General features: G+C 46.3%; 13 protein-coding genes. 4 read left to right on the top strand and 9 right to left on the bottom strand.

Features of this window, described 5'->3' with window-relative positions; genetic code table 11:
• Positions 1–486: 486 nt before the first annotated feature.
• The gene (gene gmhB / locus ACFOE0_RS07545) at positions 487–1,041 is read right to left on the bottom strand and encodes a D-glycero-beta-D-manno-heptose 1,7-bisphosphate 7-phosphatase (protein WP_248934775.1); all 555 of its coding nucleotides are present in this window, start codon (positions 1,039–1,041) and stop codon (positions 487–489) included.
• A gap of 200 nt (positions 1,042–1,241) precedes the next feature.
• Between gmhB and ACFOE0_RS07540 the strand changes: the two genes are divergently transcribed.
• Positions 1,242–1,925: a GntR family transcriptional regulator gene (locus ACFOE0_RS07540; protein WP_248934776.1), complete on the top strand. Its 684-nt coding sequence runs from the start codon at positions 1,242–1,244 to the stop codon at positions 1,923–1,925.
• Positions 1,926–1,989: 64 nt separating this feature from the next.
• On the top strand, positions 1,990–3,069 hold the full coding sequence (locus tag ACFOE0_RS07535; RefSeq protein WP_248934777.1) for a ketoacyl-ACP synthase III: 1,080 nt from the start codon (positions 1,990–1,992) through the stop codon (positions 3,067–3,069).
• Between the two features lie 52 nt (positions 3,070–3,121).
• Here ACFOE0_RS07535 and ACFOE0_RS07530 read toward each other — a convergent pair whose 3' ends face one another.
• The 8 genes from ACFOE0_RS07530 to ACFOE0_RS07495 form a co-directional block, all read right to left on the bottom strand.
• Entirely contained in the window at positions 3,122–3,697 is a 576-nt protein-coding gene (locus ACFOE0_RS07530) for a lecithin retinol acyltransferase family protein (RefSeq protein ID WP_248934778.1), read from the bottom strand.
• A gap of 109 nt (positions 3,698–3,806) precedes the next feature.
• The gene (locus tag ACFOE0_RS07525) at positions 3,807–4,502 is read right to left on the bottom strand and encodes an exonuclease domain-containing protein (protein WP_248934779.1); all 696 of its coding nucleotides are present in this window, start codon (positions 4,500–4,502) and stop codon (positions 3,807–3,809) included.
• On the bottom strand, positions 4,502–6,349 hold the full coding sequence (locus ACFOE0_RS07520) for a DUF294 nucleotidyltransferase-like domain-containing protein (protein WP_248934780.1): 1,848 nt from the start codon (positions 6,347–6,349) through the stop codon (positions 4,502–4,504). Before ACFOE0_RS07520 ends, ACFOE0_RS07525 begins: the two co-directional genes overlap by 1 nt.
• A 129-nt stretch (positions 6,350–6,478) precedes the next feature.
• Positions 6,479–8,197 carry a sodium:solute symporter family protein gene (locus tag ACFOE0_RS07515; RefSeq protein ID WP_248934781.1) on the bottom strand — a complete coding sequence of 573 codons (1,719 nt, stop codon included), beginning with the start codon at positions 8,195–8,197 and terminating at the stop codon, positions 6,479–6,481.
• A gap of 11 nt (positions 8,198–8,208) precedes the next feature.
• Positions 8,209–8,475, bottom strand: coding sequence for a DUF4212 domain-containing protein (locus ACFOE0_RS07510; protein WP_115137957.1), 267 nt, complete (start codon positions 8,473–8,475; stop codon positions 8,209–8,211).
• A 271-nt stretch (positions 8,476–8,746) separates the two neighbouring features.
• Positions 8,747–9,568 (bottom strand): SDR family oxidoreductase, encoded by an 822-nt coding sequence (locus ACFOE0_RS07505; protein ID WP_248934782.1) that lies wholly within the window; start codon positions 9,566–9,568, stop codon positions 8,747–8,749.
• Positions 9,569–9,675: 107 nt separating this feature from the next.
• The gene (locus ACFOE0_RS07500) at positions 9,676–10,890 is read right to left on the bottom strand and encodes an HD-GYP domain-containing protein (RefSeq protein ID WP_248934783.1); all 1,215 of its coding nucleotides are present in this window, start codon (positions 10,888–10,890) and stop codon (positions 9,676–9,678) included.
• A gap of 167 nt (positions 10,891–11,057) precedes the next feature.
• Positions 11,058–11,537 carry a DUF2919 domain-containing protein gene (locus ACFOE0_RS07495; protein WP_248934784.1) on the bottom strand — a complete coding sequence of 160 codons (480 nt, stop codon included), beginning with the start codon at positions 11,535–11,537 and terminating at the stop codon, positions 11,058–11,060.
• A 529-nt stretch (positions 11,538–12,066) separates the two neighbouring features.
• Here ACFOE0_RS07495 and ACFOE0_RS07490 point away from each other — a divergent pair.
• Positions 12,067–12,999: a HamA C-terminal domain-containing protein gene (locus tag ACFOE0_RS07490; RefSeq protein ID WP_248934785.1), complete on the top strand. Its 933-nt coding sequence runs from the start codon at positions 12,067–12,069 to the stop codon at positions 12,997–12,999.
• A complete protein-coding gene (locus ACFOE0_RS07485; protein ID WP_248934786.1) occupies positions 12,999–15,572 on the top strand; it encodes a DEAD/DEAH box helicase in 2,574 nt (857 codons plus the stop codon). The genes ACFOE0_RS07490 and ACFOE0_RS07485 overlap by 1 nt, the downstream gene beginning before the upstream one ends.
• The last annotated feature ends 9 nt before the right edge of the window (positions 15,573–15,581 follow it).

Below are 15,581 nucleotides of genomic sequence, written 5' to 3'. Positions count from 1 at the left end.
GTGTTAGGCCTGCCGCCAGCGTTCAATCTGAGCCATGATCAAACTCTTCAATTAAAGTTTTGGTTGAACCGCTCTTTGTTTCCAAAGGAAGTTCAGCTCAATGAATTCTGTCTTTGCATGCTGCGCGAACTTCGTTCATTGATGTCTCCACTATCTCTTACAAGAAAGGAGAGAATAAGTCTTTGTCGACCTCATCAACTACTGTGAATGTCCACACAGATTGTCTAGTAATAAATTTTTAAAGAACAAAGCCCTTGCGGGCTACCAATTTCGCCGCTCATTTTGAGCTTCGTTATTGGTGACGCGTTCACTTCAGCGTCTCAACGGAAGCGAATTATAGGCAAGGCAGATTTTCCTGCAAGCCCTTTTTCATCAATTTTCGAAAAAAACACTTCAACTGGCGAGTTTTGCGCCAAAACATAGGTTTGCGCACATAACTGGCAACAAAATCATAAAGAAAAAACCACCTGGATAGGTGGTTTTTGTTTATTTTTGGCTCTTTATATAAGCCGGAACATCAGCAATGCTGTTGAGGACTATATCTGCCTCAGCTTCCGCCTCTGCGGTAACCGATTTGCCGGTACGAACCAGTATTCCGGTACCAACACCCGCGGCTTTGGCCGCCAGCATGTCATCACGCTTGTCTCCCACCATAATGGACTGAGACAGATCCAGCTTCAGGAAGCGTGCAGCGGACTCCAACATACCAGGCTTGGGCTTGCGGCAATCACAATCTATTTTGTATTCGCCAATCCCTTTTTCGCTGTGGTGAGGGCAATAGTAGATACCGTCGAGCTCAACACCCTTGTCTGCGAAGTTCCAATCCATCCACTCGGTCAGCGTATGAAACTGATCTTCCGTGTAATAACCCCGTGCAATTCCTGACTGATTAGTCACGACTACCAACTGGTAGCCCATTTGCTTCAGTTCGCGGCAGGCATCGAACACGCCTTCTACATATTCAAAGTCATCTACCTGATGTACATAACCGTGATCGACATTGATAACTCCATCCCGATCCAGAAAAACCGCTTTCTTCACCAAAGCCTCCAAATTCATTTAGTCGCCGCTATTATTTCACCTCAACATGGTCGGAGACAATCTAGATATTTCATCTATGACAATTGTTGGCTTATCTACCCGCAAACCTGCCCCACTGGTCCAAGTTGCTTTATTTATCAGCGCTTAGGCGGTAACCTAACGCGATAATCATGATTCTAAATATAAAAAGTAAGGGGAATATGAGCCGTTCAACTCCCATTATTCACAAGACTCGGACCCAGGTAGTGGTAGAGGTGCTCAGGGAAAAAATCCTCTCTGGCGAGATTGCCGCTGGTGAACCTTTGCGTCAGAGCGCACTTGCTGAAGAACTCAATGTCAGCCGTATTCCTGTCAGAGAAGCCCTGTTACAGCTTGAAGCAGAGGGGCTGGTCAAATTTGAAGCCCATAAAGGCGCAACAGCAACTGAACTCTCGATTGAACAAGTCACTGAACTGTTTGAGCTCAGGGCGATGATAGAGACCGAACTTCTTGCCAAAGCTATCCCCAATATGCAAGATGAAGACTTCGCTCAGGCCGAGCAGACGCTTTCCAAGATGGAGCAGGCTTTTCGCAGCGAAGATGCCATAGGCAGCTGGGCGCTGTTAAATACTGAGTTCCATACCAGCCTTTATCTGGCCGCCAAGCGCCCTCATACTCTGGAAGTCGTCCAGGGCCTGAACACCAATTGCGACCGCTATATACGTATGCAACTGCTACTGACCGGAGGTGTTCCTCAGGCAGAGCAGGACCACAAGGATCTACTGCGTTATTGTAGAGCCCGCGACACTGAAAACGCCGTCGCTCTGCTGGAAAAGCATATTTTAAGAGCTGCTGACGATATTAGAAAACTGGTCGCCACCGTCCTTAAATCTGACGTTGAATAACGGGCAACCAAGTCTAAGCAGCCGGAGTTTGCGGCAATTGCCGCCATAATAACGAGAGAAATTCATGCAGTATGCCACTATCACCGGATGGGGAAAATGTGTCCCCCCTGCAGTACTAACCAATGATGATCTGTCGACCTTTATCGACACCTCTGATGAATGGATCCGTCCTAGAACAGGTATCAAACAACGTCATATCAGCCACGTAGGCACTTCTGAACTGGCTACAGTTGCCGCCAAGCACGCGCTTGCAGCAGCAGGCCTGGAAGGCAGTGATATCGACATGATCATTCTGGCCACCGCCAGCCCAGATACCCTTATTCCCAATATCGCCGCGACAGTACAGGCTAACATTGGTGCCAAGTGCGCCGCTTTTGATATCAACGCCGCCTGTAGTGGATTCCTGTATGGGCTGGGCCTGGCCAGCGGTCAAATCCGCAGTGGCCAGTGCCAGCGAGTCCTTGTAATTGGCGCTGAACGCCTGACTTTCTATCTGGACTGGTCCCGCAGAGAGACTGCGGTACTGTTCGGTGACGGAGCTGGCGCCGCTGTGGTGGAAGCCACAGACAAAGAGGAAGGTATTCTTGCCTATGAGCTGAATAACGACCCTGCTGGCCGGGATATTCTGAAAGCCGGTTTTGGTACCAGCATGGACAGATTCAACCCTGAATCTCTGGATTTCTATATCCAGTTTGATGGTCAGGAGATCTTTAAGCGCGCCATTGCCGGTATGGGTAAGCTCAGTAAGCTGGTACTGGAGAAGTGCGATCTGGATAAAGAAGATGTGGATTTGGTTATCCCCCATCAGGCCAACGAACGCATTATTGATACTCTGGTAAGTCGTATGAAGATTGATAAAGAGAAAGCCTTTGTCAATATTGCCAACTATGGCAATACCAGTGCTGCAACCATTCCAATCGCTATCTGTGATGCTATCGAGCAAGGCCGTATTCAGCCGGGACAAACTATCCTGTCCTGTGCATTTGGTGCCGGTCTGACCTCAGCTGCAGCAGTGATTAAATGGGGTGACAGAGTCACACCTCTGGCTCAGACAGATGCGCAGTTACCGCCTTGTGACCAAACGGGTCTTGAGCTGGTTAAACGCGCAGCCGACTACTTCTGCAGTAAGACTCAGGAAGACTAATCAGAAAAGCCACCGCGAGGTGGCTTTTTTATTATGTAGCTTGACGCAGTACTTATGCCGCCAACTGATCCCAGAATACGGTTTCACCAAAATGCAGGCTCAGCTTTTCGTTAAAACCGTCGAAGCTACGGATCTCCCGCTCCTCTCCAGTCATGCAGTACCACACAAATCTGTGGCAGTTGTTCTCGAGCAGGTCGTAGTCGCGATAGGTAAACAGATTGTCCATGGCTCGTTTGGCGGTTTGTTCCTGCGCCATCGCCTCATGGGAAGCGGTCGCCGCCACAAAGATACTGTCACCGGTTCGTCCGGCCAAAAAACGCCTGGGAGATACAGCCCGAATAAGCCCTGAACCATGTAACTCAGCAATCATGTCATCACCCAGCCATATGCCTGTGTGTTCAATCACCCCATAGACATGGCAACAGACGATACTGCCCGGGGCCGGGGACGTTTTGCTGTCGGTTCTGAGCAACACGCTGGGCGTCAGGGCTGCACCTGACTTTTTATCCTCAGGGGATAACCTGCCCAATCGCCGATCCAGGTTAAGCCGGTCGCGCCGCGATTTCTCTTCGGCCAGAGCCAAAGCACCCAGTGCCGCGCCACCAAGCCAAATAAGAGGCCATGCCATAGACTGTCTCCAAATCCACCGCTCTTTTACCGAGCACAAACTGTTCTCTTTTTACTAAAGCATAAAGTGACAGTGAAGGGGGGGCAAAATTTGTAAACGCCTGTTGCGATTACTGCAGTAGTTCGATGACACTCGCAGGTTGTATGGCGGACTTCTGGGCCAGCAGCAGCTCACCGCAGCCGATGGCATCCATCAGCGCATTGTGGGCCGGATAGAGTGGTAAGCCATAGCGTTGTCGGCAAGCAGCCAACCTTAAGCCACCCTCGACCTGAGGTTGTTGAGTCATTTGCAATCTTCGGTGTTCCAGTGCCATGGTGTCGATCGCCGGCAAACTGACGTTAACGCCATACAAATGTTCAATCGCATGGGTCAGGAAGCTGATATCCAAAGGAGCATGATGGGCCACCAGCCAGCGGCCTTTTGCTCTTGCAAACAGCTCCACCAAGGCGCGCTCAAGTTTGGTACCCTGCTGCAGGTCCTGATCCACAATACCGTGAATACAGGCACTCTGCCCCACCCCGGTATCACCGGCAACCAGGCAGTGCCAGGCACCGGTCAGTGTTAACCTCGGCCCGTCGATAGGTACTGCGCCAATACTCAATATTTCATCAACGCTGGGCTCCAGCCCCGTCATTTCCAAATCAAATGCAAGCAGCGGCATCTGAGGCACAGGCAGGCTGAGCAAATCCGTCAGGCTCGCCAGATAAGCCGCAAGCCAGGGTACAGCGCAATGTTCTGCTTCATGGTTAAGGCGTCTGCTCAGGCGCCAGCGAGCCAGAGCAGTAAAACCTGGAACACTGCTCATCAATAAGCCCGCATAAATCTGAGGCGAATCCCGGACTGAGCGTCATCAACCACTTTAAAGGCCTCTTTAAGCTGATGCCTGACCAGAGAGGATACCGCTCCGGGTTTCAGGTAGTTATCCGGCTTCTGCCCCTCTTCAAATTGACGCCCCTGATTGGCCAGACGCATATGGGCGATAAACTCCTGAGCATCGGCGAGATTGAGAGCATCCTTGCGGTTGATAACTCCCAACTCGACTAATTGCCTTATCCGCTTTGGCGTATTGATTTCCCGCACACCGGCACTCAGGGCATACACTCTGGCAATATCATTGATGATGGCACTGCCCTTGTGTTTAAGATCGATTCCCTTAACCTCGCTGCCATCACGCTCAAGTACAAACTGACGGAAGAACCCCAATGGTGGACGGGAGTTCATCGCGTTGCCGGTCAGCAAAGCCAGAAAGATATCATTGTCCCGGGTCAGCTCCAGTACGCTCAGCTGCAAGCCATCGAACAGACGTTCAGGTCCATAGATAGCACGCATATCGAAGAAAATACTGGCATGCATCAGTGCTTTGGGTTCTGGACTGTTTACCCAGGAGGAGAACCTTTGCTGCCACTCTTTAAGGGACATACGCCACTTGGGGTTCATCGCCATAATGTCACCGGGACAATAGATATAGCCGCAGGCGTCCAGACCATCACACACAATTTTGGCGAGCTGGCTGAAATACTCTGCCTCCTGGCTGTCCGGCTCTCTGGCCAGCAACATACCATTATCCTGATCTGAGCAGGCAACCTGATCCTGTCTTCCCTGAGAACCAAACGCCAGCCAACAAAAGTCCATGGGTGCTTCACCTAACTGAGACTGCGCCAGCTCAATTAATCTGCGGGTCAGGGCGTCAGTGACAGAGGTGAGAATACGCCCTATCTCTTCAGCTCTGGCATCTGCGCTGATCAGGTTTTGCAGCAACATGGGGATACGCTTACTGAGGTTTATCAAACCTTCGATATGGGTTTGTCTGTCAATCTCTCCCATCATCAATAAAGGCTGGGAGCTTTGACTGCGCAGAATATCGGTACTGGTGACCATACCCACGGGCTTGCCATTTCGGGTCACCGGCAGATGATGAACATTGTGTTCCCCCATCAACACTGTCGCTTCAAATACCAGGGTCTCAGGCTCGACGGTCAAAGGGGAAGTTGTCATCACATCGGCTATCCGGGTGAATGGCCCTTTGTCCTCTGCCAGCACCCTGCTGCGTAGATCCCTGTCGGTCAATATACCAACCAGGTGTTCACCTTCCTGCACCAGCACTGACGACACCCTGTGTTGCGACATCAAACGCGCCGCTTCGCCCACCAGTTGGTCAATATCTATGGTTATCGGGTCGGACGACATCAGACTGCTCAGACGACTGGTGGTGAGCATAGACCTGGCTTTAAAACGCCCCTCATGACGCATACGTCTGGCGTAAGCACGGTTGAAAAAGCGACTGAATTCCCGGTTGGCACTGCACAATTCACTGAAGCACTCTTCGGGAAGCTGATAAACCAGCCCATCTTCCAACACCTTGACACTGTTGCTGATTTCATCGCCGGAAAGTAATGATGGGTACCCGAAGTAATCTCCCTCTCCCAGTCTATCGACCAACTCCCCTTCTTTATCCCGTACTTCAAAAGCACCGCTGCGAACGATATAAAGCCGCCTGTCATCGTCACTCAGGGGCACAATATGAGAGGCAGCGGGGAAATAGACTATCTCCAGTTGCCTTGCAGCCCACTCCAGGCTCTCAGGTTGCAACTGATTGAAAGGTACAAGGCCATTAACAAAATCTAAAATGGGTTGAAGCTCGCTTGAATCCATTGGGTTGTCCTTTGCTGTTATCCTCACAAATTACCTTTGTCTTCAATAGTTTTTCCATTCGACCAATGGCTTATCTTTAAACAAAAAGAGCGCCGAAGCGCTCTTTTTCAGTTCAGTCAGGCATCAGACTCAGTGATCCTGGGCGCCACCGGCACCTTTGGGGAAGCGGATACCTTCCACCATCTCAATCACATCATCCGGGATCTTGGTGGTCATACGGCTTACCACCAGAGCCACGGCAAAGTTAACTATCATGCCGATAAAGCCAATACCTTCAGGTGAGATACCAAACAGCCAGTTGGCAGCATTATTCAGTTCCGGGTTCATAAACTTGAAGTACACGATATAGCCGGAGGTAAATGCCAGGCCTGTCACCATACCGGCGATAGCACCTTCTTTGTTCATGGTACGGGAGAAGATACCCATAATAATGGCCGGGAACAGGCTCGACGCTGCCAGGCCAAAGGCCAGCGCCACCACAGCTGCCACAAATCCTGGCGGATTAATACCGAAGTAGCCTGCCACGATAACCCCGACTGCTGCGGCTATTCGGGCATACATCAGCTCCTTCTTATCCGAGATATTGGGCATCAGATTTTTCTTGAGCAAATCGTGTGACACAGAGGTGGATATCACCAGCAGCAGACCGGCAGAGGTCGACAGTGCCGCCGCCATACCACCCGCAGCTACCAATGCAATCACCCAGGCTGGCAGATCTGCAATTTCAGGGGTCGCCAGTACCATGATGTCACGGTCAATCTTCATCTCGTTCTGCTCGCCATTGGCGTAGAACATCTTGCCGTCGCCGTTCTTGTCATCCCAGGTGATAAGCCCTGTCTTTTCCCAGTTCTTAATCCACTGTGGCGCAGTCTCATAAGCAACACCGGTAGACTCAGGACCATTAATGGTTTCAATCATGTTTACACGGGAGAAAGCAGCAACTGCCGGAATCGTGGTGTACATGATAGCGATAAATACCAGCGTCCAACCTGCGCTTGAGCGGGCATCTTTTACCTTGGGCACAGTAAAGAAGCGCACAATAACGTGAGGCAGACCGGCAGTACCCACCATCAGGGCTGCGGTAATGGCAAACACGTCAATCATGGACTTGGAGCCTTCGGTGTACTGGTTAAAGCCCAGCTGAGTAGACAGACCATCCAGCTTCTCAAGCAGATAAGTACCTGAAGGGTTACCCGCAGCATCCAACACCTGAGAACCGAAGCCCAGCTGAGGGAAGATGTGGCCGGTCATCATCACGGAGATGAAGATAGCTGGCACCATAAAGGCAAAAATCATCACACAGTATTGAGCCACCTGAGTGTAGGTAATCCCCTTCATGCCACCCAGTACGGCGTAGAAGAACACTACGGCCATACCGATATAAACGCCGGTATCCACTTCCACTTCCAGGAAGCGGGAGAACACCACACCCACACCACGCATCTGACCTGCGATATAGGTAAAGCAGATAAAGATGGCACAGATTACGGCAACGGTACGCGCCGCCTGAGAGTAGTAACGCTCACCGATAAAGTCAGGCACTGTGTACTTACCAAACTTGCGCAGGTAAGGCACCATACAGGTCGCCAGCAGTACATAACCGCCGGTCCAGCCCATCAGGTAAACACTGCCGTCAAAACCCACAAATGAAACAATACCCGCCAGTGAGATAAAGGACGCGGCTGACATCCAGTCAGCGGCTGTCGCCATACCATTCATAACAGGAGGCACACCACCACCGGCAACATAGAACTCTTTGGTGGAACCGGCCTTGGACCAGATGGCGATACCTATGTAGAGCGCAAAGGTCGCGCCCACAATGATATAAGTCAGAGTTTGCAAATCCATTTCAGCGCTCCTCAGTCTTCGTGGACGTTATATTTTTTGTCCAACGCATTGGCTTTCACCGCGTAGACAAAAATTAAAGCTACGAACACGTACATGGCGCCCTGTTGTGCAAACCAGAACCCAAGCTTAAAGCCCGCAAATTCAACCTGATTCAATACATCAACCAGCACAATGCCGCAGATATAAGAAACAAAGAACCAGATCGCCAACAACCCCAGCACCAAGCGGAGGTTTTCTCGCCAATAACCTTTGGCCTTGTCTTCATTTTCAAAAGCCATAGTGTGACTCCCCTGTATTTTTCTAGTAGTTCAGTCGAGTTCCAATCTAACAAGGGGGGTCTTGGTCACAATCGCGACTTTGGTCTAACCGGCGGTTGCGAAACACAACGACATTAAAACTTAACTACAATAAAACAATTAGTTAACAACAGTTATCATTCGAAAGAAGCAAACTCTACTCCTTCAGTATTAGACCAATGTCGAAAGTAAAAACGGCGCAGTGGAAACACTGCGCCGTCAATTCAGAGGAAAATCAGAAGGGAAAATAGGCTCAACAGAAGTTCAGTAAATCTATCAAAGACTTGTATCTATAGTCGAAATCCAGATCGTGGCAGATATGGGAGCCGTCGACCTGCTTATCAGTGTCGGCATCATCTCCAAACTGCGGAGGCTCCAGGCCAAGGGAAGCGGCAGCAAGGGGATAAAATTGAGCTTTGGGCAGGTGATCCCGGGTACATAAATTGTATACAGGGCCAATCCGCCCGGCATCCAGCAGTAAACAGGTCGCTGCCACACAGTCTTCCAGGTGCACCAGGTTAACCGACTGATTGCCGCCGGTAATCCCTGTTTTACCCGCCAGAAAACGCCCCGGATGTCTCCCCGGGCCCACCAGACCGGCAAAACGCAGAACAGATACCTGACCTTCCTCACTCAGTAATTCCGGGGCATCAAGAAAAAGGGCTTCTGCAGCCAGCAATGTTTCACTGCCAGTAGAATAAACACCGGCATCTGCCTCAGATACACGTCCGGCATTGGGATAAACCCCGGTGGTGGAAATAAAGATAAGTTTCTTCAGCCTGTTGGGCAGCATTAACTGCTTAAGTTTTTGGAGCCTGCCGAGGTAATCAGAATCTCCCCTCCTGAGGCCCGGGGGGATATTCACCACCATGGCATCAACATCAAAAAGCGGTGCGCAAGCCAGAGCATCCACGTCAGCGGCAAGATCCAGTGCCACCGCCTGAATCCCCTCCTTTTCAAGCAGCTCACAACCGGCACTGTCCCGCTTGGAACCAATCACGGTATGCCCCTGTTGCAGCAATACCTTAGCCAGTGCAAGTCCATACCAACCACAGCCGGTCACGGCAATTTTCATCTGTCAGTTCCTTTTTTAGAATTTGCTACAGAATAGAGACAAACAGGATGGATACAAGTCCACAAGACAGGAAAACTGCTCATCAGCGTGTCAGAGGAAAGCCCCACTCAAGCAGTGACGGGCGAGATAAAATAAAAGCTGATATTAGCGTATGCCTGCAACACTTTGGCAGCCTGGGGAGCCAACTCGTCAGCGGCGACCACATCAAGCACCTGCACCTTTTCCTGACGCAAGAAACGCAGACAGGGCTCTTCACCTTCCACTGTGCAGGACCAGACCTGAGGCTGCTTCACCTTATCGGAAGTCAGCATGACCTTACCCACTGAGCCATCTGACAACTGAACCAAAGTACCGGGCGGATAGATACCCAACACCCGCACCAGGAGCTTAATCAGCTCCATATCGTGCTTACCCGCACGCTTCTTAAAAATAAAGCCGAGCGCCACCTGAGGAGAACGAACATCTTCACGCACCAACAGGTGATCGAAGTCATTCACCAGTGACACTATCTGGGTCAACAGCGGAATATCCTTCCCTGCCAGTGCATCGGGATAGCCGCTGCCATCAAAATACTCATGGTGATGCCGGACAATATGCAGAACAGGTTCAGGGAACAAGCCACTGCGACTGAGCATCTCATGGCCAAAATTGGGGTGGGCTTTCAGAAAATTGCGTTCAGGGGTAGTGAGCTCACCGGGATTATTGCGAATCGACTCAGGCACTTTGAGCTTGCCTATATCGTGAAACAGCGCACCAAGACCAATATGACACATCTGTTCATGGTCAAGCCCCATCTCCCTGCCTATCATCATGGCCAGCACCATAACAGAGATTGAGTGTTGGGTTACCCCTACAACAGACTCGCCGCTGCTCACCAAAGCAAGGTAGGGTTTAATACCTTCATCCAAATGGCCGGCCAGTTCTTCAACCAAGCCGGTAGCCAACTCAAGGGAGCCTTCGGGGTCACTGAGCAATTTGCCAAACACGGTGCGGCTGCCATTAACTGAGTTTAAAAACCTTTGTTGGCTTAAGCGTATCGCCTTGCGGGTTTCCAGCTGCTGATCAATGCTCGCTGGCTGAGCAACTTCAGTAACCACTTCATCGACTTCAGGCTCCTCATCCATAATGTCCGGGGGCAACTCACCGGCAAGCAAATAGACGAACTCAACCCCCAGCCCTCTGATCATCTCAATCTGGGCCGGTTCTTCGATTTTAATTCGGTTTATCCAAAACGGATGATCTTTCCAGGCCAGGGGCAACTTAACCGTATGCCCTACCCTGACCTTGCTCAGCGGCAGCTGAACCGGATCGGACTTTGCCAACAAGGCTCCTTTTTCCGTATGGTCCTGAAGTCGACTAATACATTGAAATATAGAACATCTTGGCGGACGTGAGAATATCCTTACGGAGGATGTTGGCTTTATTGTTCAAAAACCATCCAGCGATATGCCAATCACAGGGACGAAAATACTGGCCGCCAGGCTAAAAATCACTGCTTCTCGGGTGTCCAGCTTTTAAAGTAAACCTTGAGATGACGGGATTTCAACAGATAAATCCCACACCAGAACAGTGCGACGGCATCCAGTGCCACGCCCCAGTGAAACAACATATCTGAGTGCGTAAACCTCTGTACCCAAACCACAACTTCGGCCACCAGCACTGCCATCAAAATGGCTCGTCCCTGTTTGAACACAGGCATAACCCACTCAGGCTTGCGACGCCTTTCGGCCAATACCAGCAGGAATATAAACACCGCTCCGGCGCCCACCATCAAAGCTTGAATAAAATCTGCCTGCATGGGGTAAAGGGTACGAACCAGGGCTGCTCTGTCACTGTGCTGTGTCAGAGACATCACCCACACCACCCAGGCCTTGGCCAGGAAAGCCAGCAGCAGGTAAAGGTATTTAGGTGGTTTGATGTGGCCGTTGTCGTCCATCCAGTAGACATGATTAAGGTTCAAAGTACGCATCCGGGTTTTGCTGGTCAGTTGTTTGAGATATGGCGATGTTATCGGGGAATTCAACCCTTGGGGGAAAGATGGTGGCGCTTTAATGATGATTTCATTGTTTGGTATGTATAGACCAGCTAGAACCGACTTCACAACGGTCACCTTTGAATACTGGGTCGCTCCCTCATACGTTTATTATCCCATTCCTTAGTGTGTCGTTTAAAACCTACATGGCATAGATAGCTGTAACCATAATCCTCCTCTTTAGAACCAAACCTTGAGTACAGCAACGCTAAAAAGTGCATTATATGGCTCTTTAGAGTTTAAGATCTCGACGGCACCACAAAATATGAAAAAATTCCATTTTATTACATAGAGTTAAGTGATCGAACTCATTTAATCTGATAATCTTAATCTGGATACAAATTAGCTGGATGAAAACTACTCTAACAACCTCTGTCTCAATTGAAGAGTCCAACAAAAATTTAAACGACTTACTACCAGACTGAATCCGTCTATAGTTTTACGCATAGAAGAGCTACTTATAATAATGGAAGACAACCTCGATACAATCAGTAAAGCATTAACTGAAATGGCTAGGGGAGAATTAACTGAACTCTCGTCTCTACTATCAATAGCATGCTCACACAACATTAGTGAGAACAAGATTGATTGTTATTACCTGAAAGTTGATGCTAATGGAAGACCTCGATTAAACGAATTAATAAAATACATGTGTAGTAAAATAATTGACTATACGATCCCGAGAAGCAAGATAAACAAAGCAAACAAGAAGTTTATTGAAACTGGCTCTACGGTTGAGATAGCTAAGATAGCACATGAAGCAAGAAAACTTTTTACTACGCTAGAATTAACAGGAGAAGGTGGTGAACTTCTGCTATTCTCGTTGACAGAAAGTGTTCTTAAATTCCCCCAAATTCTCTGCAAAATGAGTCTAAAGACTGACGAACAGATGCACTTTCATGGTGCTGATGGAGTATTCCTCGGCGTCGACGATAATGAAATGTTATGTGTATACTGGGGCGAATCTAAACTACATTCAACTCATTCATCAGCAATATCAGAATGTATTGCTAGTGTTGCAAGCATCCTAAAAATGGAATCAGATGTTGATAGTGACATTCGGCTCATCGATTATATTGATCTGGATAATGATAAACTAGAGGAAGCTATTAAAAGCTACTTCGATTACTCTTCTCCGCTATACGACCAACTCCGTTCTTGTGCAGTATGTTTAGTATCGTTTGATCACACTTCATACAAGAAATCAGACTCAAAACTTACGAACGAGAATGTTAGAGATAAAATCGAAATAGACTTTTTAAAACATTGGAAGAAAAATATCGAAGCTAAATTAAAAGAAAACGATATTGAACACACGAAAATCATTTTCTTCTACCTCCCTATAAATTCCGTAGACAGTTTACGGAATACATTTAGAACTGAATTAGGATTAAATTGATGAATAATAAAATAATTAAATCAATTATCGACTCAGATTCTTTTAAGCAACATTACAAAGCATTGCTTACCAAAAACATTAAAAGTCAATTCTCACATACGTCTGTTGAAATAGACAAACATAGCTTCGATGTTAGATACCTATTAAGATGTGCAGACATGATTTCCATGTCTGATGATCAAGAAATCTTAGATAAAGCATTAAGAATTTGCCAACACACAATCAGCTCTAATGAATACAATTCAAAATTCAAAGAGAAAGCAGAGTATATTCTCAAAAAGAATGGAAATTATCCATTAATCGAATTGGCAAGAAAAAAGAAAACTATCACTTCACAAAGCTCAACCAACAAAAGAAGCATAGGTGAAGTTTTATTAACAAAAAGAATGGAAAACGTGTTTTCCATATCTCTAATAAATGAAGAAAGTTTCAAAGCCAATAAATTCCAATTGAGCTTTTGGGAAAAAGCAGAAGATAATGAAGTATTGTCAGTGTCTGCACCTACAGCAGCTGGAAAGTCATTCATTTTTTGCTTGTACATTTTAAATATGTTACTAGAAGGGAGCGTCGAAAATATATTGTATTTAGTACCAACCAGAGCCTTGGTTACTCAAGTCAGTGAAGATCTAGAAATTACACTTAAAAACAAGGGATTAGATGTTAGTATTATCACTCTCCCAAACAAGGACTTTATTGATGATTCAAGACAAAAAATTTTCGTACTAACACAAGAAAGACTTCACTTTTTATTAAATGATAACAACTATAGTTTTGATTTTATATTTATAGATGAAGCTCATAAACTATCTGATTCTTATCGGGGTATATTGTTGCAGCATGCAATCATGAGAGCTTCTTCTAATAAAACGAGAGTTATATATGCAAGTCCATTCTCCAAAAATCCTGAGAAACTTTTAAGTCTGCACAAAAACCAGGCTAAGAGTTCTGTTTATACGCCTGTAGCGACTGTAAATCAAAATCTGTTTTGGGTTTCTCAAGTCCCAAAGGTTCCAAAAAATTGGTATATTGAACATATATCAGATGAAAATATAAAAGTAGGCGTAATAAACTTAACTAGTACACCTAATACTCAGATAAAAAGATTATCATTTGTTGCATATAGCCTAGGTAAATCTTATTCTGGTAATCTAGTCTACGTAAATATTCCTAGTGATGCGGAGAAAGCATGCGGTATTATTGTAGACCAAATGAAGGAAGATGGATTAAAACCAAAATCTTCCCCACATCTAAATGATCTTATTGAACTATGCGAAAAAACTATACATAAAGACTTTTTGCTAATTGAGTACCTTAAATATGGTGTTGCTTTCCACTATGGAAATATCCCCCAAATTATACGTAACAAGATTGAGAGTTTATTTAAATCAGGAGAAATTGCGTTTCTTGCTTGCACATCAACTCTAGTTGAAGGAGTTAATCTTTCATGTAGAAATATTTTTGTTCGAGGCCCAAAAAAGGGAAGAAGTGCAAATAAACCTATGACAAGCGAAGACTTCTGGAATCTTGCAGGTAGAGCAGGGAGATGGGGGCAAGAGTTTCAAGGGAACATTTTTTGTTTAGATGTGAATAATGAGACATTATGGCCAAATGGAAAACCAGAGAAAAGAATTCCTTACATCATTACACCATCAGTAGATAAACAACTAAACAATTCAGATAATCTTATAAACTATATTAAAAATGGTACTCCAAGAAATGAATCAATTAATAATATAGATTTTGAGTATCTTATATCTTATGTAATCGAAGGGCTTACATCTAACAATGAATCAATTCTCAATAGCTTAGGGCATTCCCCTACTTCTTCAGAAATAATTTTAGAGATCAATAATATTCTAGAAGATTGTGAATTACCAAGTGAAATCTTTCAGAAAAATGCAGGAATAAGTCCTATTGCAGTTGAAGAACTATATCGATACTTTAAGAACAAGGCTAAAAACAATGATCTTGAATCATTAATTCCACCTCATCCTTCAAGTGAAAATGCAGTAATTGATTTAACAAAAGTTCTCAGTAGAATTAACAAATACTTGTCTCCTAATAGCTTTGGATTCAAACCCCAGGCTACTTTTGTTTTATCCCTTCTGATCATCAAATGGATGAATGGTCATACTGTAGCAAGAATAATTAGTGACAGAGAAAAATATAATAAATCTAAGGGGCAGGCATATAAAATATCAACATTAATAAGAAACGTACTTGATGATATCGAAAATATAGCTAGATTTAGAGCGCCAAAATACCTTGCATGCTATAACGATGTATTGTTATATGTTTTGAAAACTCAAAATCAAAGCCATTTAGCAGATCATCTAAGAGACGTGCAGCTGAGCTTAGAGTTTGGAGTGAATATTAAAACTCAGTTATCATTAATTTCTCTTGGCTTGTCTCGTACAAGCGCAATTGAAATATCAGAATTTATGTCTAACTCTGACCTAAATAAAGTAGAAGTATTGAATTGGCTACTTGCCAACAATCTAAGTAAAAAAGATATGCCAAACCTAGTTCGTATAGAACTCGAGGAAGTGCTTTCTAGATACCAAATCCCTTAACGTCGGATA

Source organism: Shewanella submarina, from assembly GCF_042646185.1.
In the GTDB taxonomy this organism is placed as follows: Bacteria; Pseudomonadota; Gammaproteobacteria; order Enterobacterales; family Shewanellaceae; genus Shewanella; species Shewanella corallii.
The sequence above is the reverse complement of the archived record's forward strand: the minus strand, read 5'-3'. Positions and strand labels throughout refer to the sequence as shown.